The following is a 22,703-nucleotide window of genomic DNA, read 5'->3' as shown; positions in this document are numbered from 1 at the left end:
AGCGACGCATGGGCGGCCAGCCTCTTTTCATCCTTGATGAGGACGCCCAGCGCACACACGGGAAGGACGCACAGTCATCGAACATCTCCGCCGGAAAGGCCGTAAGCGAGTCCGTACGGACCACGCTCGGTCCCCGTGGCATGGACAAGATGCTCGTCTCCGACGACGGTGATGTGGTCATCACCAACGACGGGGCGACCATCCTCTCCGAGATGGACATCGAACACCCCGCGGCCCAGATGATCGTCGAAGTCGCCCAGACCCAGGAGGACGAAGTGGGCGACGGCACGACGACGGCGTCCGTGCTGGCCGGGGAACTGCTGACGAAAGGCGAGGACCTGCTCGACGACGACGTCCACCCGACGACAATCGTCGAGGGGTACTCTGCCGCATCCGAACTCGCACAGGACGCTATCAACGAGATCGTCCTCGACGTCGACCTCGACGACGAGACGCTCGTCGAAGTCGCCGAATCCTCGATGACCGGCAAGGGCACCGGTGACGTCGAGGCCGAGAAACTCGCCGAAGTCGTCGTCGACGCCGTCCGCCACGCCAAGAGCGACAACGGCGTTCGCCGGGACAACATCGAAGTCCACACCCAGACGGGTGCGGCTTCCTCCGCGACCAAGCTCGTCGAGGGCGTCATCGTCGACGAGACGGCCGTCCACGACAACATGCCGACCTCGGTCGAGGACGCGTCCATCGCGGTCATCGACACCGAACTCGACGTCCGCGAGAGCAACATCGACGCCGAGTACAACGTCTCCAGCGTCGACCAGCTCAACGCCGCGCTCGACGCCGAGGAGCAGGAACTCAGCGGCTACGCCGAGGAAGTCGTCGAAAGCGGCGCTGACGTGGCCTTCGTCACCGAGGACGTCGCCGACCGCGTCGCCTCCCAGCTCGCCAAGGAAGGCGTCTTCGTCGCCGACAGCATCGGCTCCTCGACCGCCAAGGACATCGTCGAGGCCACCGGCGCGAAGCGCGTCGGCTCGCTGGAAGCCCTCGACGAGGACTCGCTCGGCCACGCCGACAGCGTCGACGTCGAGAAGCAGGGCGACGACGACGTGACGTTCATCACCGGCGGCGCGACCGCCGAGTCCGTCACGGTCATCGCCCGCGGCTCCACCGAACACGTCGTCGACGAGCTCGAACGCGCGCTCAACGACGCGCTCGACACCGTCATCGCCGCGCTCGACGCCGGCGGTGTGGTCCCCGGCGCAGGCGCGACCGAAATCGCCATCGCCGACCACATCCGCTCCGAAGCGGCGTCCATCGAGGGCCGCAAGCAGCTCGCCGTCGAAGCGTTCGCCGATGCCGTCGACGTGCTGCCCCGCACGCTCGCGGAGAACACGGGCCTCGACGCCATCGACGCGCTCGTCGACCTCCGCGCCGAACACGAGAGCGAGGGCATCGCCGGCATCATCAGCGAAGGCCAGACCGGCGTCGTCGGTGACCCCGTCGACTACGGCATCCTCGACCCCGCCGCTGTCAAGCGCGAAGCGGTCGACTCCGCCACCGAGGCGGCAACGATGATCGTCCGTATCGACGACGTCATCTCGTCGTCGTAAGCCGTTCACAACCTGTTTTCTTTTGACTGCGCCGGACAGCGGCGCGAACGATAGCAGAAATTGCGGTACTAGTTACTTGGCTCAACAGCCAGCGTCAGCGTCGCATCGGCCCCGTCAGCGAGCGCTTCGACGAGGCCCCGGTCCACGTCGCCGGCCGCTGCGTCGGCGTTTACCATCACAGTCCGGTCGTCGACGTAGTCGCTCGTCCGCAGGACGTGGCTCCGGTCGTTCTCGAAGGACAGGTCGGGGTGGCCGGTCCCGGTCACGGTAACGACCTGATCGCCGGCTTCGATAGTCGCCGTAATCGTCGCGTCGGCGTCCTGGCAAGCCGTCACGAACTCGCTGTCGAAGTCGGCGGGGACGCGGTCGGCGTCGATGGCGAGGATACAGTCACCTGCAGGGGTCAGAAAGTCGTCGCTCGTCACTTCCAGTGTACTCGCGTGTTCGCCGGAGACGTTCTCGTGGCCCTGTGCGTGGACCACTTCTTCGAGTGTCATACCTCCCGGTCACTGCCGGGCGTACTTCAGCGGGACGACTCCGACCGGGCGACGGTAACCGTCACCGCACCGCAGGCGCACTCGTGGGCCTCGCGGCGGCCGGCCTCGGTCTCGAACACCAGCGCTGGCTCGCCGAGCGGGCGCTCGCAGTGCTGGGCCTCGCAGGTCGGTGTCGCCGCCTCGTGCAGTTCGGTGAGCATATCTGGATAGTAGGTGGCTACCTATGTCAAAGCGAGCCATCCCCGGAGTGAAAGTGAAAGTGAAGCCGTGGGGCAAAGGATATGCCCCCGGGGAACGGGCCACAAGGTATGTCGCTGGAGTGGCGCGGCGCGGCGGTTGCGCCGGACGACGAGATGCCGTCCCCGGAGTCGTGGGAACCGGTGTCAGTGCCCGGCCGGCCCGAGGGGTTCGCCGGCGCCGAGGCCGTGGCCTACGAAACGACGTTCTCGGACCCGCGGGACGAGAGCGACGCACACACCCTGCTCGTACTAAGTGGCACTTACGCGCACACACGCGTGTGGTGCAACGGTGATCTGCTCACCAGCCACGACACCTACTTCGAGCCGCTCCGGGTTCGACTCCCCGAGAGCGAGGAGTACCGGATCGTCGTGGAGTGTCGCGCGCCGGCGGACCGTTTCGGCGGTTTGCACGCGACCGACCAGCTACCGCCGGAGCGCTGTGTCCCGGGCATCTGGTGGGGCGCGGCCCTCGAAACCCGACCGGACCCCTGTGTGAGCGAGCTTTCCGTCCAGCCACAGGTATCGGAAGCCGACGTAACCGATGCGACAGTGGAAGTGTCGGCGACCGTCCTGACCGAAGAGCCGCTCGACGACCGGATCACGCTCTCGCTCCGGCCGGAGGGTGACGTTCGCGGCGGCGGGATGATGGACCGCGCTCGCGTCTCGACCGACGAGGAGACGACGTCGGTGACCTACACGATAGACGTGCGCGACCCGTCGCTGTGGTGGCCCCACGACCGCGGCGACCAGTCCCGCTACGTCCTCAGCGCGAAGCTCGATGACGACGAACACTCGGTAACGACGGGACTACGTACTGTTTCGTACGACGACGGCCTGCAGGTCAACGGCGAGGAGGTACCGGTTCGCGGCGTGACACTGCTGGACCCGACCGCGGAGGACGTCGAGCGGGCCGTCGACGCCAACGCAAATCTGGTCCGGGTTCGGGCGCAGGGGACGCCGCCGGAAGTGGCCCGCGCCTGTGACGACCACGGCGTCCTGCTCTGGCAGGACCTCCCGCTGTCGGGCCCCGGTTCGTTCGACAACGAACGGGGAACCAATCTCGCGGCACGGCTCGATGCGACTTACGCGCAGCATCCCAGTTTCGCGGCGGTCGGCATTCACGACGAGCCAGTGTCACCCTACGCCGACGGCCTTGGGTCCGGGTTCCTCGACCGACTGCGCTTTCGCTGGCGGGCCTGGCGAACCGGATACGACAGCACCGAGGCCGAGACAGTGGCTGGGGCCGTGGACTCCGTCCCGACGTTCCCGGTGGTCGGCCCGCCCGGAATCAACCCCGACGCGGCCACGCTGTACCCGGGGTGGCGGTACGGCGACACGGCCGACCTCCCGTGGCTCTGTTCCCAGTTCGGCGTCGGCGACGTCGTCGCCGGCTTCGGGGCCGGCGCGCTCGGGACGGCTGACCCGGCGGATACCCCGGGGTTCGACCGCGCCCGGCACGACCGCCACATCGACGACGGGGTGGCGGCGTCACAGGCGTACCAGGCTGACGTCGTCCGCGAGGTGGCCGAGGGATTGCGCCAGCGCCGCGCACCGGTCGTCGTCCTCGACAGCCTCCGGGACGTCGGCGACGCGGGCATGGGTGTACTCGCCGCTGACGGGAGCGAAAAGACGGCACACGACGTGCTCGCCGACAGCTACGAGCCTACACAGGTCGTCCTCTCCGCGCCCAGTCCCGGAGAGCGGGACGTCGTCGTCCTCCACGACAGGCCGGAGAGCACGAACCTCACCGTCGAGTGGGACTACAACGGCGAGCGCGAGCAGGCCGAACACACCGTCGGCCCCTTCGCCCGCGTCCCCGTCGACACACTCACGCTGTCGGCCGGCGACGAGGTGACACTCGCCGTCACCGACGGGCAGCGGGCCGTCAAAAACGAATACACCATTAGTCAGTAATATAGGTCCGTGATATACAAGGGTAATCCGGTGGGGTTACGACCGGGTCACCCGCCGAATTGCGGCGTGTGAGACGTTGACGCGGTATTCAATGCACCGGAATGTTTAAACAATATCCTCCTCTATTCGTAGACACCAGAACGCTTCCGCGTTCAGGCAGTATCGCTTTCAGCCCAACATGAGAGGGAACCCTTGTTATTGGTGTCAGCCCCTCAGTAGTGGGCCGACTGTCTGTGCTGAAGCGGTGATGGCATAGAGGATTCAACAATGGCAGACTCGATAGACGAATCAAAGAACGTTACAGTAACCGAAGAGGATCTCGAAAACAAATCGAAAGGCGAGCTCATCAAACTCGCCGGCCAGCTCCGCGACCGACGGAACGAGCTGAACCAGATGGCGTCCGAGCGGGCCTCCGCCCGTGACGACCTGAACGCGAAGACTCGCGAGAAGGTCGACGAGGCGCAGGAACACCGCGAGAAGCGCGACGAGCTCAACGAGCAGGTCCAGGAGCACAAGGACCAGCGCAACGAGCTCAATGCGGAAGCAAACGAGCTGTTCGACAAGGTCGACAACCTGAAAAACGACCTCGAACTCGACGAGGGCACGTCGGTCGAACAACTCAAAGAGGAGATCGAAGACCTCGAGTTCAAGCAACAGACCGAAGTGCTCTCCTCGGAGGACGAGAAGGAGCTCATCGAGAAGATCGAGACCAAGCGCGAGAAACTCCAGGAGAAACAGGAGAAACTCGACGAAGGCGGCGACCTCGAAGCACTCAAAGAGGAAGCTGAAGAGGTCCGCTCGGAAGCCTCAAAGCACCACCAGAAGGTCACGGAGCTGGCCGACGAGGCCCAGAAGCACCACAACGAGATGATCGAGGCCTACCGCGAGGCCGACGAGATCCGTGACGAGGCCGACGAGAAACACGAGGAGTTCGTCGAAGCGCAGGAAGCGGCCGACCAGCACCACGAGGACTTCGTCCGCGTCCAGAAGCGCCTCCGCGAGCTCGACAAGAAGGAAGAGGAGCAGGAGCGCTCCCAGCGCGAGGAGAAGCAGGAAGCCGCTCGCGAGGAAGCCGAGGAGATCTATCAGAAGTTCAAGGAGGGCGAGACCCTCGACACCGAGGACCTGATGAAGCTCCAGAAGGCCGGCAAGCTGTAAGTCTGTAGGATTTTCTCTCTGTTTTCACCGACTGTAGATGCATCACTCACTCGGCCTGCTCCAGCTCGGCGCGCTCTCGCTCGTCCCGACAGCTCTCGGTGGGGTCCTGTTCGGCCTCGCGCTCGCCGCGCCACCGGGTCCGATGAACGCCGTTATTGCCGAGGAGAGCGCGCTTCGGGGCTGGCGGGCCGGCTTCTTCGCCGGCCTCGGCGCGATGACCGCTGACGCCTGTTTCCTCGTACTCGCCGTGCTCGGCGCCGCCACAGTCATCACCGAGACACCAGGCGTTCGGCGCGTGATGGTCGGGGCCGGCGGGCTCCTGATGCTCTGGTTCGCGTACGGAGCAGTCAAAGAAGCGAATACAACAGTTACCGAGGGGGACTCGTCGGTCGCGTCTGGGGACAGCCGGGGCTTCCGTAAGGCGTTCGCCCTGGCGCTGACCAACCCCTATCAGGTCGCCTTCTGGCTCACCGTCGGCGTCGGCCTCCTCGAACCCGGCGTGGTCGACGTGGCGTCGTACGTGCCTGCGGTCGGGACTGATGCGCTAACCGTACAGACCGGGCATCCGGTGCTGCTGGGCGGGTTTTTCGGCGGTATCGGCCTCTGGATTACGGGGTTTCCGGCGGCGATTGTCGCCGCGAGAACGCGTATCGAACGACTCGCACCGCTAATCGCGTGGATCAGCGCCGCTGTTCTCGCCGGGACCGGCGTCCTGTTCCTGCTGCGAGCGCTATGAGTCGCCCATTCCGGTCGCCACGTCGTCGAGGTCGTCTTCGACGGCCATTTCGGCGACCTCCATCGTCAGCCACTCCTGGAACCAGCGGGTCCGCTTGAGCCGCTGGTGGACGATGGACTCGGCGGTGTCGCTCTGAACACGCTCGCGGGCGTCCTCGCCGCGCTCGATGACCCGGTCGACCATCTCGGCCGCGTCCATGTGCGTCCGGGACTCATAGCCCATGCGCAACAGCATCAGGGCGGTCCCGTTCGCGCCGACCTTATCCAGAATATCCGCTTCGATGAGACACTGTACTTCCAGGGGTAGGTCGTCCAGCGGCCCCTGATACGAGTGGGCATCGACGGCGGAGCAGACCTGTTCGATAAACGATTCGGGGTAGTCACCGTGTGCCTTCAGATACTCGCGTGCGATCCGAGCGCCGGCTTCCGCGTGGAGGTCCTGCTCGGCTTCCAGTTTCGCGATGTCGTGAAACAACGCTGCCACGCGAGTCACGTCCACGTTCGCCCCCTCCTTGCGGGCGATTTTTGTCGCGATGTCGACGACGTTGAGGATGTGGTTGAAGCGGTATTCCGCGGAGTGCCACGGGTACCAGCGCATGCGGCCGCCCTCTTCTTCGTTTTCGACGCTCGCCGCGAGGTAGTCGTGGACGAACTCCTTCATATCCTCGAACGCGTCGGCTGAGACAGGTGACTCCCTAATCTCGACGCCCACAGCACCACCTCCGGAGACGGATTTCGATAGTCATCTTACACATATAGACGTACGTTCGACTCTTTAGCGTTACGACAGGGAGAACGGCTGCCACACCCGGTATTTCTGTCTGCAAACAGCGTCACAGAACCGGCCTTCGGAGCGGTTGTCCGGACGCCGGACAGCCACCATCGCTGGCCCCGACTCCGTGTCGAGTTGGGTCGCTGTCGGGTGATTGCCGACGACTGGTTCTCAACGGCTGAGAACATTAGTCCGGCTTTTTACAGCTAATAGATAAATCAGTACATATGCCTCTCCAGCCACTTCACACACCCGTCGGTGATGTGTCGATCGTTACCCACGCGATAAACGAACACGCAGTGACTGACGTGCTCGTCGGCGTCGGTATCGCCCTGTGTCTGTTCGGACTGTACTACAAGCTGATACTGGTCCCGGCGAACAGGCAGGAATCGTCACAGCGCTCGGGAGACCAGTCGCCCCCGTAATTACAGGTAGGCGGCGTCCCAGCGCATCGGCTTGCGAACGTTCCCGCAGTTGTCACATTCGATGCGGCCCATCGAGTCCATCGCGTTCGCCAGCGTCTCGCAGTTACTGCAGTAGTAACCGTAGCGGTCGCTGCCCTCCTCTGTGACGTGGACCACATGGAACGGCGCCATCGAGCCGGACTCGTGGTTGTTGTGGTCGACGTAGACCGTCCGGCCGTCATCAGTTACGGGTTCGCGACCGAGTTCGTCGGCGTCGGTGTAGAGGTTCTCGACGTAGGTCCGTCCGGCGATGTCGACTTCACCCGTGCCGGCGCGTTCGAAGCCGCGGTCCTCGTAGAAGCTGTTGCCCTCGACGTTGTCAGCCAACACGCGCCCCTGGAGTGTCTCGGCACCCCGGTCATGGAGTTCCCCGTGGGTCTCGTCGAACAACGCCGACCCAATCCCCTCGCCGCGGTATGCCGGGTCGACGTGCAGCCAGAGAATCGTCCCGATACTGTCGCCCGACAGGACGCTCTCGGAGAGGCCGACCACCTGCCCGTCCCGCTCACCGACGAGAATCAACCGATTACTCTCATCGGCAAGCACTTCCTCGATGCGCGCTTCGTCGTACCACTCCTCGATAGCGCTCGTAATCGCCTTCGGCCCCAGCGAATACGACGCCTCTAGTGAGCGACGCGCCACGTCACGGATAGCCGGCCGATCCGACGGCACTGCCTCCCTGATTTTCATATGCCACTAGTTGGCACGGAACATCATAAATCTACAGTTCAGTGTCAGAATTTGGGACACCCGTTGGGCTATTCATGCGAGGACACCGCGAATTGTGACCTCGACCGGCCTGTGGCTATCCTGTCCACTCGCTGGCGCGTCGTACGAGAATGCGGGCACTGTTCGTGCTCATGTCGGAGGGTACTTCGGGCGGATTCGAACCGCCGACACTTCGCGTCGCTCGTGACGTCCTTCGAATCCGCTGAGGATACCCGCTGCTCACGAAGTCGTTCGCAACAGGATAGTCCCGGGCGGATTCGAACCGCGAAGGCTCGAATACTCGCCTTCTGGGCTCGAACCGCCGAGGATATTTCGCGCTCACGGACTTGTTCGCGCGAAAATAGTCCCGGGCGGATTCGAACCGCCGTCAAGGGCTCCAAAGGCCCTTATGATTGGCCACTACACCACGGGACTGCGCTCACTACGTTCGCTTGACCCGTGAGAGTCGCAGAACCGTTCGGTTCTGCTCTCCACCACGGGACTGCACTCACTTTGTTCGCTCGTCCCGTGTACCTCGCAAATCAACAGGATTTGCTCACCGCCACGGGACTGCGCTCGCTATGAGCAAGCTAACCGTATTCGGTGTAATCGACGGAACGCACTTGAACGCTTCGAGAGCGGGCGGTCAGTCGCTGGTGACTTCAGCCTCGACTTCGAGCAGGCCACAGACGTCACCCTCGGGGTCGAAACAGTCCGGACACTGTGGTTTGCGGTCGATGATCGTATCGAGGCGATCAGCGACCGTTTCGTCGATGACGCCCTCCAGTTGTTTTGCCTCGGCCTGGAACTCCTCGACCTCTAGCACTTCGATGAGGAACCGCTCGATGATGCAGTAGTTCTGGAGCGCCTCGCGAGCCTGTGCGATGCCGTCGTCGGTGAGGTCGACACCCTTGTACTTCTCGTGGTTCAGCAGCCCTCGGTTTTCGAGTTTGCCGATCATCTCGTTGGCGCTGGCCGGACTGACATCGAGCATGTCGGCCACGTCGCCGGTGGATGCTGGACCGTCTTCTTGCTGTTGCGTGAGATAGATCGCTTTCAGATACTGGGCCTGCGTGTTCATTGATAGTCCTCCATCAGGTCGGTCACGTCTTCGACACCCTCTGCTTCGTCCTCGCGGATATCCGACAGCACGGCAAGCAGCCGCTCGCGGTCGATGGTGAATGTCACGTCGGACGCCTCGATGGCTTCGATGAGGTCGTCGTAGAACTTGTACGCCGTCTCCTCGTTACAGAGTTGGTCGTACAGCACGCCGTCGAAGTCCTTGTCGGCCTCGTACTGGGCTTCGACTAGCATCTCGATTTCCTCGAACGGAACGGTGTCCGCTTCGAGGTCGTCGATGAGCGACTCCAGTTGCCGGCGGTGCTCGGCCGACTCCGTCTCGGCGTGTGCGAGGAGGTCAAGCACCGCCTGTTCGTGCTCTCCGCTCGTTTCCTCGGCGTGCTTGGCCGACCGTGCCTCGACGACCTCTTCGAGGACGATACCGATCTGTAGCAACCGGGCGAGCTGATGGTCGGACGCGACCGGCTGTGTGAGACTCACGGCAACACCCCCACTCGGCGCTGTGCTGCAGTCATACACGTAGTTCGGGGAGGCCCGGACTTAAGCGGTTCCCTGTCGTCGAGCCCGCGTTTCGCAACGGTAAGGGACTTTCTCAATCTCTACCTGCTGATTGCGCGTATCAGGCTGACCGCAACGCTACCAGCGCGAATGAAATGAGCGTAGACACCGGGAGAGCAAATCGCTCCCGCGAGCCTGCGCTCGCGTTACTCCCGAAGACGCCGAAAGAACGAGTTCTTTCGAGCCTTCGGTCGTGCGCTACCGCTCACTCCCGAAGACGCTCGTAGATGAGCTGGTCGAGATCCTCGCGGAGTTCGTCGACCTGCACCTCTCCGAGCACGGGGACGAAGAACCCTTCGACGAGCATGTTCTCCGCTCGCTCCGGGTCGACACCGCGGGAGGTCATGTAGAACATGTCCTCTTCGTCGACCTGCCCGACTGTCGCGGAGTGGGAGGCCTCGGTGTCGTGGTTGTTGATGATGAGCTTCGGCGACGCGTCGGCCTCGGAGTCGTCAGAGAGCATGAGCGTGTTCTCACGCTGGTACGACGACGTGTCCCAGGCCTCGCGACCGACGTCCTGAACGCCTTCGTACACCGAGCGGGCGTCGTCGTCGAGGACGCCGCGGGTGACGAGGTCGGCGATGGTGTGTTCGGCCTCGTGCCAGACACGCGACGCGATGTCGAAGTGCTGGTCCTCGTGGCCGAAGAACGCACCCAGAATCTGGGACTCGGAGGAGTCACCCAGCAGTCGGGTCTCGACGTTGGACTTGGTCAGGCGGGAGCCGATGTTGCCGTCGATCCAGTTGACCGTGGCGTAAGTGTCGGCGTGACCGCGCTTGACCTGGAAGTTGTAGGTCTCTTCCGAGAGGTTCTGGAGCGCGCCGTACTGGACGTAGGCGTTCTCCTCGGCGACGACCTCGACGATACCGGAGTAGTACTGGTCAGCGTCGGTCGTCTCGCCGGTCCCCTGGCGTTCCAAAATCGTGACCGAGGAGGACTCCTCGGCGAGGACGAGCGTGTAGTTGAACAGCGACTGGCTGTTCATCGTCGTCCGGATCTTCACGTCCTCGGCGTCGACGCCCTCGGGGACGTAGACGACCGTTCCGGCAGAGAACAGGGCCGTCGACAGCGCAGTGAGGTAGTCCCGCTGCGGGTCGACGACGCTGCCGAAGTGCTCCTTGACGAGGTCCGCATGCTCGTCGAGCGCCTCGCTCCAGGACAGCACTTCGACGCCCTCTGCGTCGACGCGGTCCTTGTCCTGTGCGTAGTCGAGCGGGTCGACCAGCGACTCGTATTCGAGCGCGTCGAGGTTCGTCCACGTTCGACCCGGCGTCCGGATGACGTCCGGCATGTCGAGCTCGTCGAGCGCGGCAAGGGCGTCCTTGCGCGTCTCCAGCAGCCACTCGGGCTCGCCGAGATCCTCGGAAATCTGTTCCACCTGACTCTCTGACAGTGTGGCGTGTACCTGCGTGCTCATGGTTATCCGAGCGACCCCTCCATCTCCAGCTCAATGAGGCGGTTCAGCTCGACCGCGTACTCAATCGGCAGTTCTTCCGTGATCGGCTCGATGAAGCCGGCGACGATCATCTGCTTTGCGTCGTCGTCGTCCAGTCCGCGGGACTGGAGGTAGAAGACGTCCTCGTCGCCGATCTTGCCGACAGTCGCCTCGTGGGCAACGTCGACTTTCGACTCCTTGATCTCCATGTATGGCATCGTGTCCGACGTGGACTCGTTGTCGAACATCAAGGCGTCACACTCGACGGAGGTCGAGGAGTTCTCGGCACCGTCGGCGATGTGGACGAGACCCCGGTAGTTCGTGCGGCCGCCGTCCTTGCTGATGGACTTGGACTCGATGGTGGACTTCGTCTCGGGAGCGTTGTGGTAGACCTTCGCGCCCGTGTCGATGTCCTGGCCCTCGCCGGCGAAGGCGATGGTGATGTGGTTGTCCGTCGCGCCGGGCCCCTTGAGAACAGTGGAGGGGTACAGCATCGTGGCTTTCGAGCCCATGCTGCCGGAGACCCACTCCATCGTCCCGTCGGCCTCACAGATGGCGCGCTTGGTGTTGAGGTTGTACGTGTTCTTCGACCAGTTCTGGACGGTCGAGTACTGGACGTGTGCGTTCTCCTTGACGAACACTTCGACGCCGCCGGAGTGGAGGTTGAACTCGGAGTACTTCGGGGCGGAACAGCCCTCGATGTAGTGGACTTCGGAGTTCTCCTCGGCGATGATGAGCGTGTGCTCGAACTGGCCCATCCCGTCGGAGTTCATCCGGAAGTACGCCTGCACCGGCATGTCGACCGTGGTGTCCTCGGGGACGTAGACGAACGACCCGCCGGACCAGATGGCGCCGTGCAGCGCCGCGAACTTGTTGTCGCTCGGCGGCACGGCCTTGGTCATGAAGTACTCTTTCAGGATGTCTTCGTGCTCCTGGACGGCCTTGTCCATGTCACAGAAGATGACGCCCTTGTCTTCCCAGCGCTCCTGCATGTTCTGGTAGACGATCTCGGACTCGTACTGCGCGCCGACGCCCGAGAGGGCGTTCTTTTCGGCTTCTGGGATGCCGAGCTTGTCGAAGGTGTCCTGAATCTCTTCGGGGAGGTCGTTCCAGTCGTCGACCCCGCCGCGGGTCTCGATGTCGGGGCGGATGTACGGGACGATCTCGTCGACGTCGACCTCCGAGAGGTCGGGCGCGCCCGGCCAACCGGTCGGCATCGGCATTTCGTGGAACTGTTCGAGGGCGCGTAGACGCCGTTCGAGCATCCATTCCGGCTCGTTCTTGTCTTCGGAGATGACCCGGATGGTCTCCTCCGTGAGGCCCTTCTCGGCTTCGAAGGCGGACTTCTCCTCTTTCTTGAACTCGAAGCGCTTCTCCGTGTCGGTTTCTTTGAGGTGGTCTTGATCTGAACTCATAGTGTGTGTAGTGTTATCGCTGTGTACGGAAGGGCGTTACGCGGCCTCGTAGGCTTCCTCTCGGACCCAGTCGTACCCCTCGTCTTCGAGCTTTTCGGCGAGTTCGGCGCCACCGGAGGTGGCGATCTGGCCGTCGAGCATTACGTGGACGTGGTCGGGTTCGACGTAGTCGAGGATGCGCTGGTAGTGTGTGATCTGGAGGATGCCCGCGCCCTGCTCGTCACGGAGCGCATTGATGCCGTTGGAGACGTCCTGCAGTCGGTCGATGTCCAGCCCGGAGTCGATCTCGTCGAGCACGGCGATCGAGGGCTCGAGGATCGCGGCCTGGAGGACTTCGTTCTGCTTCTTCTCGCCGCCCGAGAAGCCAGCGTTGAGATACCGGGACGCGAACTTCTCGTCCATATCCAGCTGCTCCATCTTCTCCTGGAGGATCTCCTGGAACTCGGCGACGCCGATTTCGCCCTCTTCGACGTTGCCCTCCATCGGGGAGGTGTCGTAGCCAGCGGCGTCCTCGTTGGTGTCGCCGCCCTCGGCTTCGACTTCTTCCTCGTCGTCGTCCTCGAAGATCTCCTCGCGCTCTTCGAGCTTGGCGTTGAGCGCGGTGCGGAGGAAGTTCACCATCGTGACGCCTTCGATCTCGGCCGGGTACTGGAAGCCGAGGAAGATGCCGAGCGCGGCGCGCTCGTTCGGTTCGAGGTCGAGCAGATTCCAGGTTCGGAGATCCTCCGGGATCTCCTCGTCACCGAACTCGTTCTCGTCGAGGTGGATGAGCACTTCGCCGTCGGTTACCTCGTAGGCGGGGTGGCCGGCGATGATCTTCGCCGTCGTCGACTTCCCCGAGCCGTTGGGACCCATCAGCGCGTGGATCTCACCGGACTCGACTTCGAGGTCGACACCGCGGAGAATCGTCTCACCGTCCTCTTCTGCGACTTCTGCGTGGAGATTGTTGATTTCGAGTTTAGCCATAGGTATCTCTTAGGTCAACCGAAAGAAGGTACGTTTCACCCATGAAGCTTTCGCATTGCTGTGAACTCAACTTCTGCATATGAAAACAATATTTCTCGCAGAGATAACTACCCGTATTCTGTGGGTTACATGAAGCTGCCGAGTCCCGTCTGTTCCTGCCCGGATTTGACCTCCTCCCAGGAGATGTCCATCGCCTCCAGAATTCGGGCAATCGGGCCTTTCAGCGTCTTGTCGAGCATCTTGTCCCAGTCGATTTCGAACTCCTCGGGGATCTGGTCCGCGTACTCGAAGCAGATCACGTCGGGGTCCCGTCGGAACTCGCCGTACAGCGGGTCCCGCTGGGGGTCCAGGCCTTCCTCCTCCTCGATGCGCTGGAAGAAATCGGAGTGGACCCGGTCGAGGTACAGCCGCTTGGGTTTCGAGCCGCTCTGGAAGTTCGTCCCCAGCAGGAGGTTGGCGTACTTCGCGCCCCGGACCTGCGCGGTGTCGGTGTCGTAGTTGTCGAGTTTCTTCCCGATGCCACCGGGAATACCCACGTCGTCGTAGTCGACGTTCCCGGCCTGGTAGTCCTCGATAACATCGCTGACATACTGCTTGATGGACTCGGCGTCCTCACCGCGGACGATGCGGTCGATGACCTCCTTCTGGACCCGTTTCGTGATGGGGGCGATATCCGAGCGCTGGTACTCGAAGCCCGTGATGTCGATGTCGTCGACGTGCTTACCTTCCTTCCAGACGATGTTGCCCGCGTAGCGCTTCTTTTTGCCGGCCTGGAAGAACCGGCGGTAGAGCTTCTCGAACTCGATCTCGAAGCGGTGGAACTCGGCGTTGAGCTGCTCCATCGCGAACTCGTCGTAGGACGCGTTAATGGTTTCCTCCAGCTCGAACCCTTTCTGAATGGTCGTCGCGATGAGTTCGAGCTCGTCGTCGTCCATCTCGGGGTGCTTCTCGCGCATCTCGTCGGTGATTTCGACGTCGCCCTCGACGTCGTCGGGACCGACATTGCCAAGTTGTAGCATGACGGAGTCGGTGTCCCCGTAGACGACCTCGTACCCTTCGTTTGCGACGACTTCGTCGGTGTAGTCGATGACCTCGCGACCGGTGGCGGTGACCGCCGCGCCCATTTCCTTGTCGTAGAGGCGGAACCGGTCCCAGCCCAGAACGCCGTAGAGAGAGTTCCCCACGTTCTGGAATTTCCCGTTCCGGCCCGCTATCAGGGTATTATTGTCTTTGACCGTTACGCAGTATACACCATTTCCGGCGGTACTCTCCGAGCCATCCCTATGCATTCGGAACGAGTTCTTTGCATCTTCAGTACAGTAGATACGCCAGACTGCCCCATCACGATTATAACTAGCTGTAAGTCCGAGATGTGTACAGAGACGCAATATATCATCGCGCAGTTGCTGACTAATTGTTGAAAAGCGCCATGCATTCTTCTGCCAATCACCGTCACCCTGTATCAGCGTTTCCAAGAACTGCTGTTTTTGACTTTCAGAAGCTTCGAACACAAGCTCTGGAATCCGTTTGCTGTCACTTCCGCTGCCACAAAGCTCAGTAAGCAACTCAGCCCAGATGCGACTGGAAAAGCTCACAGAACGTTCGTCGGTATACCAATACTCAACGAATTGATCTACGAGAGTCTCTATCTTTTCACGGCGACCCGTATGTTCTTGTGCGATATTAATACGGTAGTTCGAAGTCTTCGATTCGTAGACACTACCCTCAGTGATGTACCACGCTAAGAATTCCAGAAAGTCGTTTGTAGAAACTTTCCGTGAGATATTCGGAGTTCCGTATTTTGCGGCAGCCATCGTCCCGCCATCGGACAAGGTGATTCCAGTTTCAGTGTATTCCCTAGCCAATTGGACGATATCAATGGTCTCACCAAATCGGTCCCTGTGCTGGAAGTCCCAGTCATGCGGCATCTCGTAGTTACAGTAGTCGTATAGGTCCCCTGCCTCTTTGAATTTCCATCCGTCTTCGGTGATTCCATTTTTATCGTTCTTCCGGACGAGCATCCGGTGGTTCGGCGTCACGCGGAAGTCCATCTTGCTCGTCTCTATATCCACGAGGTCGCCGCGGTAGTCCGGATACGACTGTGTCTCGACCACCGGTTTGACCTCCATCTCCTCCGTCTCGGGGTCCAGCGAATACACCTCGTCGCCGACATCAAGGTCGCGAATGTTCTGAACGCCTGCCGGTGTCAGCACGTCGGTATCCGGCGTGAAGCAGTTCATGATGACCTTAACTGCCGCTTGCTGCCGGTCAAAGCGCTCGTACTCCGGATTGTCGGGATCGAAGCTGTTCCGCTCGGCCTTCTTTTCTTCGCGCTCTGACAGGAGTTCGTCGACCATCTCCCGGATCACGCCGTCCGGTTCCTTCCGGAAGTGCGTGCCGTTGGGGGCGCGGTAGGTGTCGCCGTCGTAGGTATCCGGGTCGACTTTCGTCTCCGGACTGGCGTTGGTCGTCACCATGCACATCGGGTACAGTGACTTCAGGTCCAGGACGGTGACGTTCTCGCGGACGCCGGTGATGGGGTCGAAGACGGCCCCGCCCTCGTAGTCCTCGCTCTCCTGCTGGCCCTTCGAGGGCAGTGCGAACTCGCCGTGGAGCTTGTGGAGGACGTACATGTCGACGGCGTCGCCGGGGGTCGTCGCGTCCTCCAGCTTACAGCCGACGAAAGTGCGGACCTCGTCCCAGAAGTCGATGATGTCCTGCTCGCGGTCGAGTTCGACACACAGCTCCACGTCCCGGAGGTTGTACTCCAGCAACTGCTCGGGGTCCTGTTCCCAGAGGTCGCCAATGTCGCCGGTGTAGCGCTCCTTGCCGACGCCGAGTTCCTGCTCGCCGACGGCGTCGAGCCGGTAGGATTCGAGTTCGGTGAACTGCGTGCGCTTGTAGGCATAGAGGAGGTCGAAGACGACCCGGCCCTTGATGTCCGGCCCGCCCCAGCCGGAGCGCCAGACCTCGTCGACCCGCGAGAGACGGTCGATCTGCAGGTCGTAGTCGTGGTTGTAGCTCTGGAGTTCCTCCAGGCGGTCCAGGAAGTACGGCGCGTCGAAGTCGTCGAAGTTCCAGCCCGTGAGGACGTCGGGGTCGGTGTCGACGATGTAGTCGACAAAGGCCTCCAGCATGGCCTCCTCCTCGTCGAAGACGCGCACGTCGGCCTCGAAGTCCTCGCGAATCGGGTCGTAGCCGGCCAGCGCCTCGGGGCCGTCGATGCCGTCGGGGGACTCGTACAGCCAGACGACGTACTCGTCGCGGTAGGAGTCGTGGGAGGTGAGACAGACGATAGTCTCCTCGCCGTCCTCGGGGAACCCCTGTCGGTCGTCGACCTCGATATCGAAGGTGTTGACCCGTGGCTCGGCATGGGCTTCGACCGGCTGAATCTCCTCGTGGTGGACTTTCAGACTGTCGTCGTCGAGTTCGCGGGCGGGAACGCACACGCCGCTCGTGATGTCCTTGTCGATGAGCAGGCGGTTGGGGAAGAGGATGTCCGCCTCGTAGTGGTCGAAGTCGTCACGGATCTGGCCCACGTCGCGGGGCGTCTGCCCGAATATCTTCGTCAGGCGCTCGCCCCGGATCGATTCGTAGGGCTCGCCGTCCTCGTCGGCCTCCTCCCACCCGGTGATGCTGCCGTACTGGCGGAGTTCGTCGTCGGTAACGCTGTCGGTCGGCGCGTAGAAGTAGGGTTTGAAATCGAAGACCCGCGCGTGAATCGGCTCGTTGTCGTCGGTACGGCCGAAGACGTGGACCACTGGGAACTCCTCGTCGCCCTGGCCCTCGATGGTGTAGTCGACCTGGGTGACGACGAACTCGACGGTCTCCTCGACCGGCGGGAACTGGCGCTCGTCGAGGTCGACGACGCTCGTTCCGTCGGTGTCGCTGCCGCCGTTGCCCGCGATGGCTGCCGCTTCGTCGGCCACTGGGCGGTCCTCCTCCGCGCCTTGCTCGAAGTCCCCCAGCGTGCCCTGGGTCCCGTCACTCATTCTTGGCCATGCTTCGAGATGCCGGATAAAAACACCGACGGTCGACGGGATGTTGCCACAGGCAGAAAGTATATGACATCGAGTACCATACCCAAGTTTGACGGCCAATGTCGCACCACGCATCCCCCCACGGCGAGGCGGATAGGTCCGAAGAACTGCGGTCGGAGCCGGCGCTCCCGGACGCCATCCAGACGACCGAGACCTACGAGACCGAGGAGGGGACAGTGTTCTACGACGCCGAGAACCCCCTCGCGTGGCTGCAGACCGATACGGCGCTCACCTTACAGGAGATCGCCTGACACAGAGTCCTTTTATTTCCCGACCAACGTAATGAAGCTGTGATGGATATCCCCGGCGATGACGAGCACAACCAGAGCCCGGGGGTCCTCTCCGAGAAAAGCGAGCACGAGCCCGCGGAGTTCGACCCGGAGAGCCTTGGCCCGGACGTACCCTCGCCGTCAGACAGCGATTACAACGGCGAGGCCACGGGGCTGTTCGTCAGGCTCGTCATCGTGTTCAACGTCGCGCTGCTGGCCCTCTCGCTCGGACCGATGCTGGCCTACTTCGAGGGGCAGGTCGACCTCGGGATTCGTATCTTCCTCGTGGGCGTCATCGCTTTCAGCTACGGGACGTTCCGGTACGTGAAGTTCGAGCGCGAGCGCAAATCGGACGACGAAGAGGGCGAAACAGCCGAGACAACGGATACCCAGCCTGACAGCGCGGAGTCAGGCGACCACAACGGCTAACCGGCCCGGTCGGCTACGAACGGCCATATGCGTACTGTGCGGGACGACGACGGCACGCGGTACTTATTGCTAAAGGAATCTACCGAGTCGAGTCTGGTCCGGGACCCCGAAACCGGCGAGCAGCGCCACGTCCCGAACGCCGATCTCGAACCCGTCGATGGTGAATCGCCCTTAGCAACGGCCGCCGAGGCCGTTCCCGGCGCAACCCGCCAAGTCATTACAGCGGCCCACGACGAGCGTGCCCTGGGCCTGCTCGCCGAACTCGACGAGCGCGGGCCGCTCTCCGTGGCGGAACTGCTCTCGGCCTACGACCTCTGTGAGAGCGACCTCCACGGCCTGCTGGCCGAGTTCCGCGCCGCCGGCCTGCTTACCGAAGCGGAAGTCCACGGGCATCGAGGCTACGACACAACTGAGACTGCCAGCGACGGGCTCGCTCAGCTTCGGGACTGAGGGCACGCCACACCGCACCAGGCTCAGGCCAGCTCTGCGACCGTCGCCTCGACCTGTTCGACCCGCGAGCGGTTGGTCGTGGCGTCCTTCTCGACGCGAACGAGGTCGTCGGCCGCGCCGACCAGTTCTTCGTCGTGGCTAACCACGAGAATCTGCTCGACGCCGACCTCGTCGCGCATGTACTCCACGAGGTCGAGCAGTTGCGTGACGTGGCCAGAATCCAGGAACACCGTCGGCTCGTCGAGGATGAGCGGCGGCATCGGCGCGGCCCCGTCGATGCCCTCCGCGAGCAGGCGGTAGATAGCACACCGGAGGCTGAGATTGAACAGCGCCCGCTCGCCGCCGGAGAGCTGTTCGGGCTCCAGGGGCTCGCCGTCCTTCTGGTACACCGTGAGCTGGTACTGCCCGTCGAGTTCGATGTGGGAGTACGAATCGTTCTGGTACACCAGGTCGAACGTCTGATTGAGCATCCGTTCGAGCGTCTCGACGTTGCGCTGGCGCAGTTCCGCCCGGAGCGCCCCGTACATCTCCTGAAGCTCCTCTGTCTCCTCGTACAGCGTGTCCAGTTTTTCGAGGGTCGCTTCGAGGTCTTCACGACGCTCCCGTAGCGACTCCAGCTCCTCGATTTCGTTCGTGACACCACCGATGGCGTTTTGCAGTTCGTCGCGCTGCTCGCGTTTCTCCGCCAGCGTCTCCTCGGCCTGTTCGATGTACTTTTTCGCGCGCTGCTTCTCGCTTCGAGCCTCTTCGATACGCTCCTCGTCGAACGACTCCGCGAGGTCCTGCTTGCGCTCGCGCTTCTCCGCGAGCTGTTCGCGGCGCTGGTCGTTCAGTTCGGCTTGCTGACTGCGCTTCTCGCGCAGGCGCTCGATGTCGTCGTCGCAGTCGTCGATGTTCCCAAGGAGGTCTTCGACCCGCTCCAGATGCTCGATTGACTGCTTGACCTGCTGGCGCTCCTGATTGCACTCGGCGACGACCGAGCGGCAGTCTTCCGCCTGCTCGCGGGCTTCGGCGGCTTTCTCGCGTTTCGTCTCGGCCTCGGACTCGTGGTCCGCTGCTTCCTTGCGGAGCGTCTCGATGCGCTCCTGATCCGCGTCCAGCCCGTTCTCCTTCTCCTCGACTAGTTGGACGATGTTCGAGCGGTTGTTCGCAAGCGTCGCCAGTTCGTCTGCGGTCTCGACCAGCTCTCTCGCCGTCTCGTGTTCCGATTCCAGTTCCGCGACCGTCTCGCGGGCGTCCGAAAGCGTCGCCTCCAGCTCCGATATCCGCTCGCGGTCGTCCTCGATGGAGGCGACGTGTGGCGACTCGGCCACGTCCTGCCCGCACTCGGGGCACTTGCCGGCCTCCAGCAGCGCCTCGGCTTCTGCGAGTGACTCCCGCTCGTTCTTTAGCTTCGTCTCCAGCTCGGTCACTCGCTGACGGGCGTCCTCAAGGTCGCTGGCGACGGATTCCTTGTGCGCGTCCGCTCCGTCGCGGTCGGTCGGCGCGTCCTCGAATCTGGCTTCGAGGTCGGCGATCTGGTCGTCGATGTCGCTGATCTGTTCGCGGCGCTCGGCGATGGTCTCCCGCGCCGCTTCGAGATCGGCTTCGAGTTCGTCGGCTTCCTCGCGTTTGTCCTCGGCCCGGGATTCGAGGTCCGCGGCGCTCTCGGCCAGCGCGTCGGCCGTGCTGCTGTGTTCTTTCGCGTCGACGCGCTGATCCTCGATCCGGCTCTGCAGGTCGTCGTCGCGGGACTGCAGTTCGTCGAGCCGTGCGTCGACGGTGTCCGGGTCCGGCTCTGCGCTGTCGAGGTCGATTTCGGCCACCGTTTCCGAGAGGTCCTCCCGCAGCGACTCCCGGCGGTCCTGCAGGTCGCTGATCTGCTCTTTGAGCTCGGTACGTTCCGTCTCCGTCTCGGTGATGGTCGTCTCTAACTCCTCGATGTCGGCTTCGAGGGTCGACAGCTCCTCGCGTTTCTCCTCGTACTCTTCCAGTACGGACTCGGCCTGCGTGAGCGTCTCCTCGGCGGTGACCTTCTGGTCCTCGATGTGTTCGATTTCGACCTGTAGATTGGACTCCTTCGTTTCCAAACTGTTCAGGCGCTCGTGGAGCTCTTTCTCCTCTTTCTCTTGAATCTGCTCGTCGAGTTGTGAGAGTGCCCCCTGTTTGTCATCGCGCACGCGGCCGACGCCGACACGGGCGTCGCTGGCCCGCTCCCGGTACTCCTCCAGTTTCCCCAGTTGCAGGAGGTCATCGAGCATGTCCTGCCGGTCGCCCGGCGAGGCGTTGATGAGCTTGTTCACCTCGCCCTGGCGGACGTAGGCGCAGTTGACGAACGCCTCGCTGTCCATCCGAAGGAGTTCCGTAATGCGTCGGCGCACGTCACGCGCCCCTTCGTAGTTGCCTTCGGGCGTCTCAAGCACGCATTTGGCCGTTGTCGGTTGTGCCCCGGTCGCACGCACCCGGCGAGTGAGGTGGTAGTCGCCACCGGCGTGGGAGAACCACAGTTCGACGGTACAGTCATCGGCCCCGATAGTGACCACATCACCGAGATTCTCGTCCAGCGCCTTCGAGCCGTACAGCGCGAAGAAACAGGCCTCAAGCAGGGAGGACTTTCCGCTCCCATTGAGTCCGTGGATGACGGTCACGCCGCTGTCCAGTCGCAGGTCTGCATCGTCGTAGCACTTGAAATTAGATAGCTTGACGCGTTGGAATTTCATTGTCGACCCTCCATTACAGGAACTCCTCGACGCTCGCCTGACTCTCGGTGTCCGTGCCGTCGGCTTCGTTCACCGCCGCTCCGTCGTCAGTGTCGTCCTCGTCCGTGCCTGCGTTGGCTTCCGTTTCGGGCGCTCCGTCGCTCGTGGCCGCCCCCGTATCGGCTGCGAGGGCGTCCGAACCCTCGGAGAGCAGTTCACGAACGTGTCGTTCGACCTCGTCTTTGACGTTCGCATCGGCGACCTTCGAGGCGCGAATCGTCTCGTCGATGTCGTAGGCGGCCTCGCTCAGGCCGAGGTCGCGGACGCGCTCTGTGACGGCGTCGTCGGGGTCGGCGAAGCTGATATCCGTTTCGTGGTCCTCGGCCGTGATTTCCCGGTGGTCGGTGACGCGAGCCACGAGTGCCCCTCGGTCAAGTGCGAACGATTCGACGCTGGCTGGGGTCACTGGGTCGCCGTCGCCACTGATCGAGACGATGACGACGGCGTCCTCCAGGTCGTGCTGGCCGACGCGACTCCGAACCCGTTCGACGCCCTCCTCGGGCCCGAGGTCCACGTCGACGAAGACGAACTCGCGGGTGTCGAGGCCGCGGCGGGTGATACGGACCTCGTCGTCGAAGGTGACGATGTTGTAGCCGCGGTCCTCTCGCTCGCTCGCGCTCGCGCGCTCGGTCGATCCACAGTATGTGACCCAGGTGTCCTCGATTTGCTGTTTACCGGGGTCGTGGTTGTCGCCGAGCAACATCGCGTCGAAGGTCACCGACGACTCGGTCAGAATTTGTTCGGCGTCCCAGTCGCCGTAGTCGAAGGGCTGGAACAGGCCGTGAGTGACCAGTGCGGCGCTGTCGGCGTCGTGGGAGGCGAAGTCGTAGTCGAGGTCCTCGCGCTGTGACCGGGGCACGAAATCGAGCCCGTAGAAGGCGGTGTCGCCGATGACGGTCGGCTCGTCGTCGAGCCGCGTCGCCAGACCGAGTGACTCGTACAGGTCGAGCCACTGGGCGTCGCGTTTTGCCTCGTGGTTACCCACAACGGCAAGAAACGGAATACCGGCTTCGGAGAGTTCTTCGAGAACGGTCAGCGTGCCCATGATATCAGCCAGCGCCGGGCGGCGGTCGTGGAACAGGTCACCGGCGTGGACGACGGCGTCCGCGTCGTCCGCGATGGCGTCTCGGACCACCTGCCGGAACGCATCGAGGAAGTCGTCCCGCCGGTCGGGGACGTTGTACTGCTGATACCCGACGTGGGTATCGCCGGTGTGTATCACCCGTGTCATTTGCCCACCTGTAAGCCAGCGCCACCTAAAGGGGTAT

General features: G+C 62.9%; 20 protein-coding genes and 1 tRNA gene. 8 read left to right on the top strand and 13 right to left on the bottom strand.

Features of this window, described 5'->3' with window-relative positions; genetic code table 11:
- Nucleotides 1–8: 8 nt before the first annotated feature.
- Nucleotides 9–1,568 (top strand): thermosome subunit alpha, encoded by a 1,560-nt coding sequence (thsA, locus tag VI234_RS01475; RefSeq protein WP_008312469.1) that lies wholly within the window; start codon nucleotides 9–11, stop codon nucleotides 1,566–1,568.
- Between the two features lie 68 nt (nucleotides 1,569–1,636).
- Here the strand turns inward: thsA and VI234_RS01470 are convergent, their stop codons facing one another.
- Complete coding sequence (locus VI234_RS01470; protein WP_008312467.1) at nucleotides 1,637–2,065, bottom strand: DUF371 domain-containing protein; 429 nt, start codon at nucleotides 2,063–2,065, stop codon at nucleotides 1,637–1,639.
- Between the two features lie 26 nt (nucleotides 2,066–2,091).
- On the bottom strand, nucleotides 2,092–2,265 hold the full coding sequence (locus VI234_RS01465; RefSeq protein WP_008312465.1) for a hypothetical protein: 174 nt from the start codon (nucleotides 2,263–2,265) through the stop codon (nucleotides 2,092–2,094).
- A gap of 108 nt (nucleotides 2,266–2,373) precedes the next feature.
- Here VI234_RS01465 and VI234_RS01460 point away from each other — a divergent pair, with 108 nt between their 5' ends.
- The 3 genes from VI234_RS01460 to VI234_RS01450 all read left to right on the top strand — a co-directional run bounded on the left by VI234_RS01460 (nucleotide 2,374) and on the right by VI234_RS01450 (nucleotide 6,112).
- The gene (locus VI234_RS01460; protein ID WP_336329056.1) at nucleotides 2,374–4,218 is read left to right on the top strand and encodes a hydrolase; all 1,845 of its coding nucleotides are present in this window, start codon (nucleotides 2,374–2,376) and stop codon (nucleotides 4,216–4,218) included.
- 267 nt (nucleotides 4,219–4,485) lie between these two features.
- Nucleotides 4,486–5,376, top strand: a complete 891-nt coding sequence (locus VI234_RS01455; protein ID WP_336329055.1) for a coiled-coil protein — start codon at nucleotides 4,486–4,488, stop codon at nucleotides 5,374–5,376.
- Between the two features lie 37 nt (nucleotides 5,377–5,413).
- The gene (locus VI234_RS01450) at nucleotides 5,414–6,112 is read left to right on the top strand and encodes a LysE family translocator (RefSeq protein WP_336329054.1); all 699 of its coding nucleotides are present in this window, start codon (nucleotides 5,414–5,416) and stop codon (nucleotides 6,110–6,112) included.
- On the opposite strand, the gene VI234_RS01445 is transcribed toward VI234_RS01450, so the two are convergent.
- The gene (locus VI234_RS01445) at nucleotides 6,107–6,823 is read right to left on the bottom strand and encodes an HD domain-containing protein (protein ID WP_008312457.1); all 717 of its coding nucleotides are present in this window, start codon (nucleotides 6,821–6,823) and stop codon (nucleotides 6,107–6,109) included. The two genes, VI234_RS01450 and VI234_RS01445, sit on opposite strands and share 6 nt — an antisense overlap.
- A gap of 287 nt (nucleotides 6,824–7,110) precedes the next feature.
- Between VI234_RS01445 and VI234_RS01440 the strand changes: the two genes are divergently transcribed.
- Nucleotides 7,111–7,308, top strand: coding sequence for a hypothetical protein (locus VI234_RS01440; protein ID WP_008312456.1), 198 nt, complete (start codon nucleotides 7,111–7,113; stop codon nucleotides 7,306–7,308).
- On the opposite strand, the gene VI234_RS01435 is transcribed toward VI234_RS01440, so the two are convergent.
- The 8 genes from VI234_RS01435 to VI234_RS01400 all read right to left on the bottom strand — a co-directional run bounded on the left by VI234_RS01435 (nucleotide 7,309) and on the right by VI234_RS01400 (nucleotide 17,501).
- Entirely contained in the window at nucleotides 7,309–8,037 is a 729-nt protein-coding gene (locus VI234_RS01435) for a GNAT family N-acetyltransferase (protein WP_008312445.1), read from the bottom strand.
- Nucleotides 8,038–8,417: 380 nt separating this feature from the next.
- A tRNA-Gln gene (locus VI234_RS01430) sits at nucleotides 8,418–8,490 on the bottom strand.
- A gap of 211 nt (nucleotides 8,491–8,701) precedes the next feature.
- On the bottom strand, nucleotides 8,702–9,136 hold the full coding sequence (locus VI234_RS01425; protein WP_008312443.1) for a metal-dependent transcriptional regulator: 435 nt from the start codon (nucleotides 9,134–9,136) through the stop codon (nucleotides 8,702–8,704).
- Nucleotides 9,133–9,615 (bottom strand): hypothetical protein, encoded by a 483-nt coding sequence (locus tag VI234_RS01420; protein WP_004591304.1) that lies wholly within the window; start codon nucleotides 9,613–9,615, stop codon nucleotides 9,133–9,135. The genes VI234_RS01425 and VI234_RS01420 overlap by 4 nt, the downstream gene beginning before the upstream one ends.
- Before the next feature lie 283 nt (nucleotides 9,616–9,898).
- Nucleotides 9,899–11,110 (bottom strand): Fe-S cluster assembly protein SufD, encoded by a 1,212-nt coding sequence (gene sufD, locus VI234_RS01415; RefSeq protein ID WP_336329053.1) that lies wholly within the window; start codon nucleotides 11,108–11,110, stop codon nucleotides 9,899–9,901.
- A gap of 2 nt (nucleotides 11,111–11,112) precedes the next feature.
- Nucleotides 11,113–12,543 carry a Fe-S cluster assembly protein SufB gene (sufB, locus tag VI234_RS01410; RefSeq protein ID WP_336329052.1) on the bottom strand — a complete coding sequence of 477 codons (1,431 nt, stop codon included), beginning with the start codon at nucleotides 12,541–12,543 and terminating at the stop codon, nucleotides 11,113–11,115.
- A 36-nt stretch (nucleotides 12,544–12,579) separates the two neighbouring features.
- Complete coding sequence (locus VI234_RS01405) at nucleotides 12,580–13,509, bottom strand: ABC transporter ATP-binding protein (RefSeq protein WP_336329051.1); 930 nt, start codon at nucleotides 13,507–13,509, stop codon at nucleotides 12,580–12,582.
- A 125-nt stretch (nucleotides 13,510–13,634) separates the two neighbouring features.
- Nucleotides 13,635–17,501: a DNA polymerase domain-containing protein gene (locus tag VI234_RS01400; protein ID WP_336329050.1), complete on the bottom strand. Its 3,867-nt coding sequence runs from the start codon at nucleotides 17,499–17,501 to the stop codon at nucleotides 13,635–13,637.
- Nucleotides 17,502–17,608: 107 nt separating this feature from the next.
- On the opposite strand from VI234_RS01400, the gene VI234_RS01395 reads away from it, so the two are divergent.
- The 3 genes from VI234_RS01395 to VI234_RS01385 are packed head-to-tail and all read left to right on the top strand — an operon-like array spanning nucleotide 17,609 to nucleotide 18,697.
- Entirely contained in the window at nucleotides 17,609–17,800 is a 192-nt protein-coding gene (locus VI234_RS01395; RefSeq protein WP_004517169.1) for a DUF7331 family protein, read from the top strand.
- A 42-nt stretch (nucleotides 17,801–17,842) separates the two neighbouring features.
- Nucleotides 17,843–18,247 carry a DUF7322 domain-containing protein gene (locus tag VI234_RS01390; RefSeq protein ID WP_336329049.1) on the top strand — a complete coding sequence of 135 codons (405 nt, stop codon included), beginning with the start codon at nucleotides 17,843–17,845 and terminating at the stop codon, nucleotides 18,245–18,247.
- A gap of 27 nt (nucleotides 18,248–18,274) precedes the next feature.
- Nucleotides 18,275–18,697 carry a DUF7346 family protein gene (locus VI234_RS01385; RefSeq protein WP_336329048.1) on the top strand — a complete coding sequence of 141 codons (423 nt, stop codon included), beginning with the start codon at nucleotides 18,275–18,277 and terminating at the stop codon, nucleotides 18,695–18,697.
- 23 nt (nucleotides 18,698–18,720) lie between these two features.
- On the opposite strand, the gene rad50 is transcribed toward VI234_RS01385, so the two are convergent.
- The gene (rad50, locus tag VI234_RS01380; protein ID WP_336329047.1) at nucleotides 18,721–21,396 is read right to left on the bottom strand and encodes a DNA double-strand break repair ATPase Rad50; all 2,676 of its coding nucleotides are present in this window, start codon (nucleotides 21,394–21,396) and stop codon (nucleotides 18,721–18,723) included.
- 13 nt (nucleotides 21,397–21,409) lie between these two features.
- Entirely contained in the window at nucleotides 21,410–22,666 is a 1,257-nt protein-coding gene (gene mre11 / locus VI234_RS01375) for a DNA double-strand break repair protein Mre11 (protein ID WP_008312432.1), read from the bottom strand.
- Nucleotides 22,667–22,703: the final 37 nt, after the last annotated feature.

The organism is Haloarcula sp. CGMCC 1.2071 (assembly GCF_037078445.1).
In the GTDB taxonomy this organism is placed as follows: domain Archaea; phylum Halobacteriota; class Halobacteria; order Halobacteriales; family Haloarculaceae; genus Haloarcula; species Haloarcula amylolytica.
This window is presented reverse-complemented; position numbering and strand designations above follow the sequence as displayed.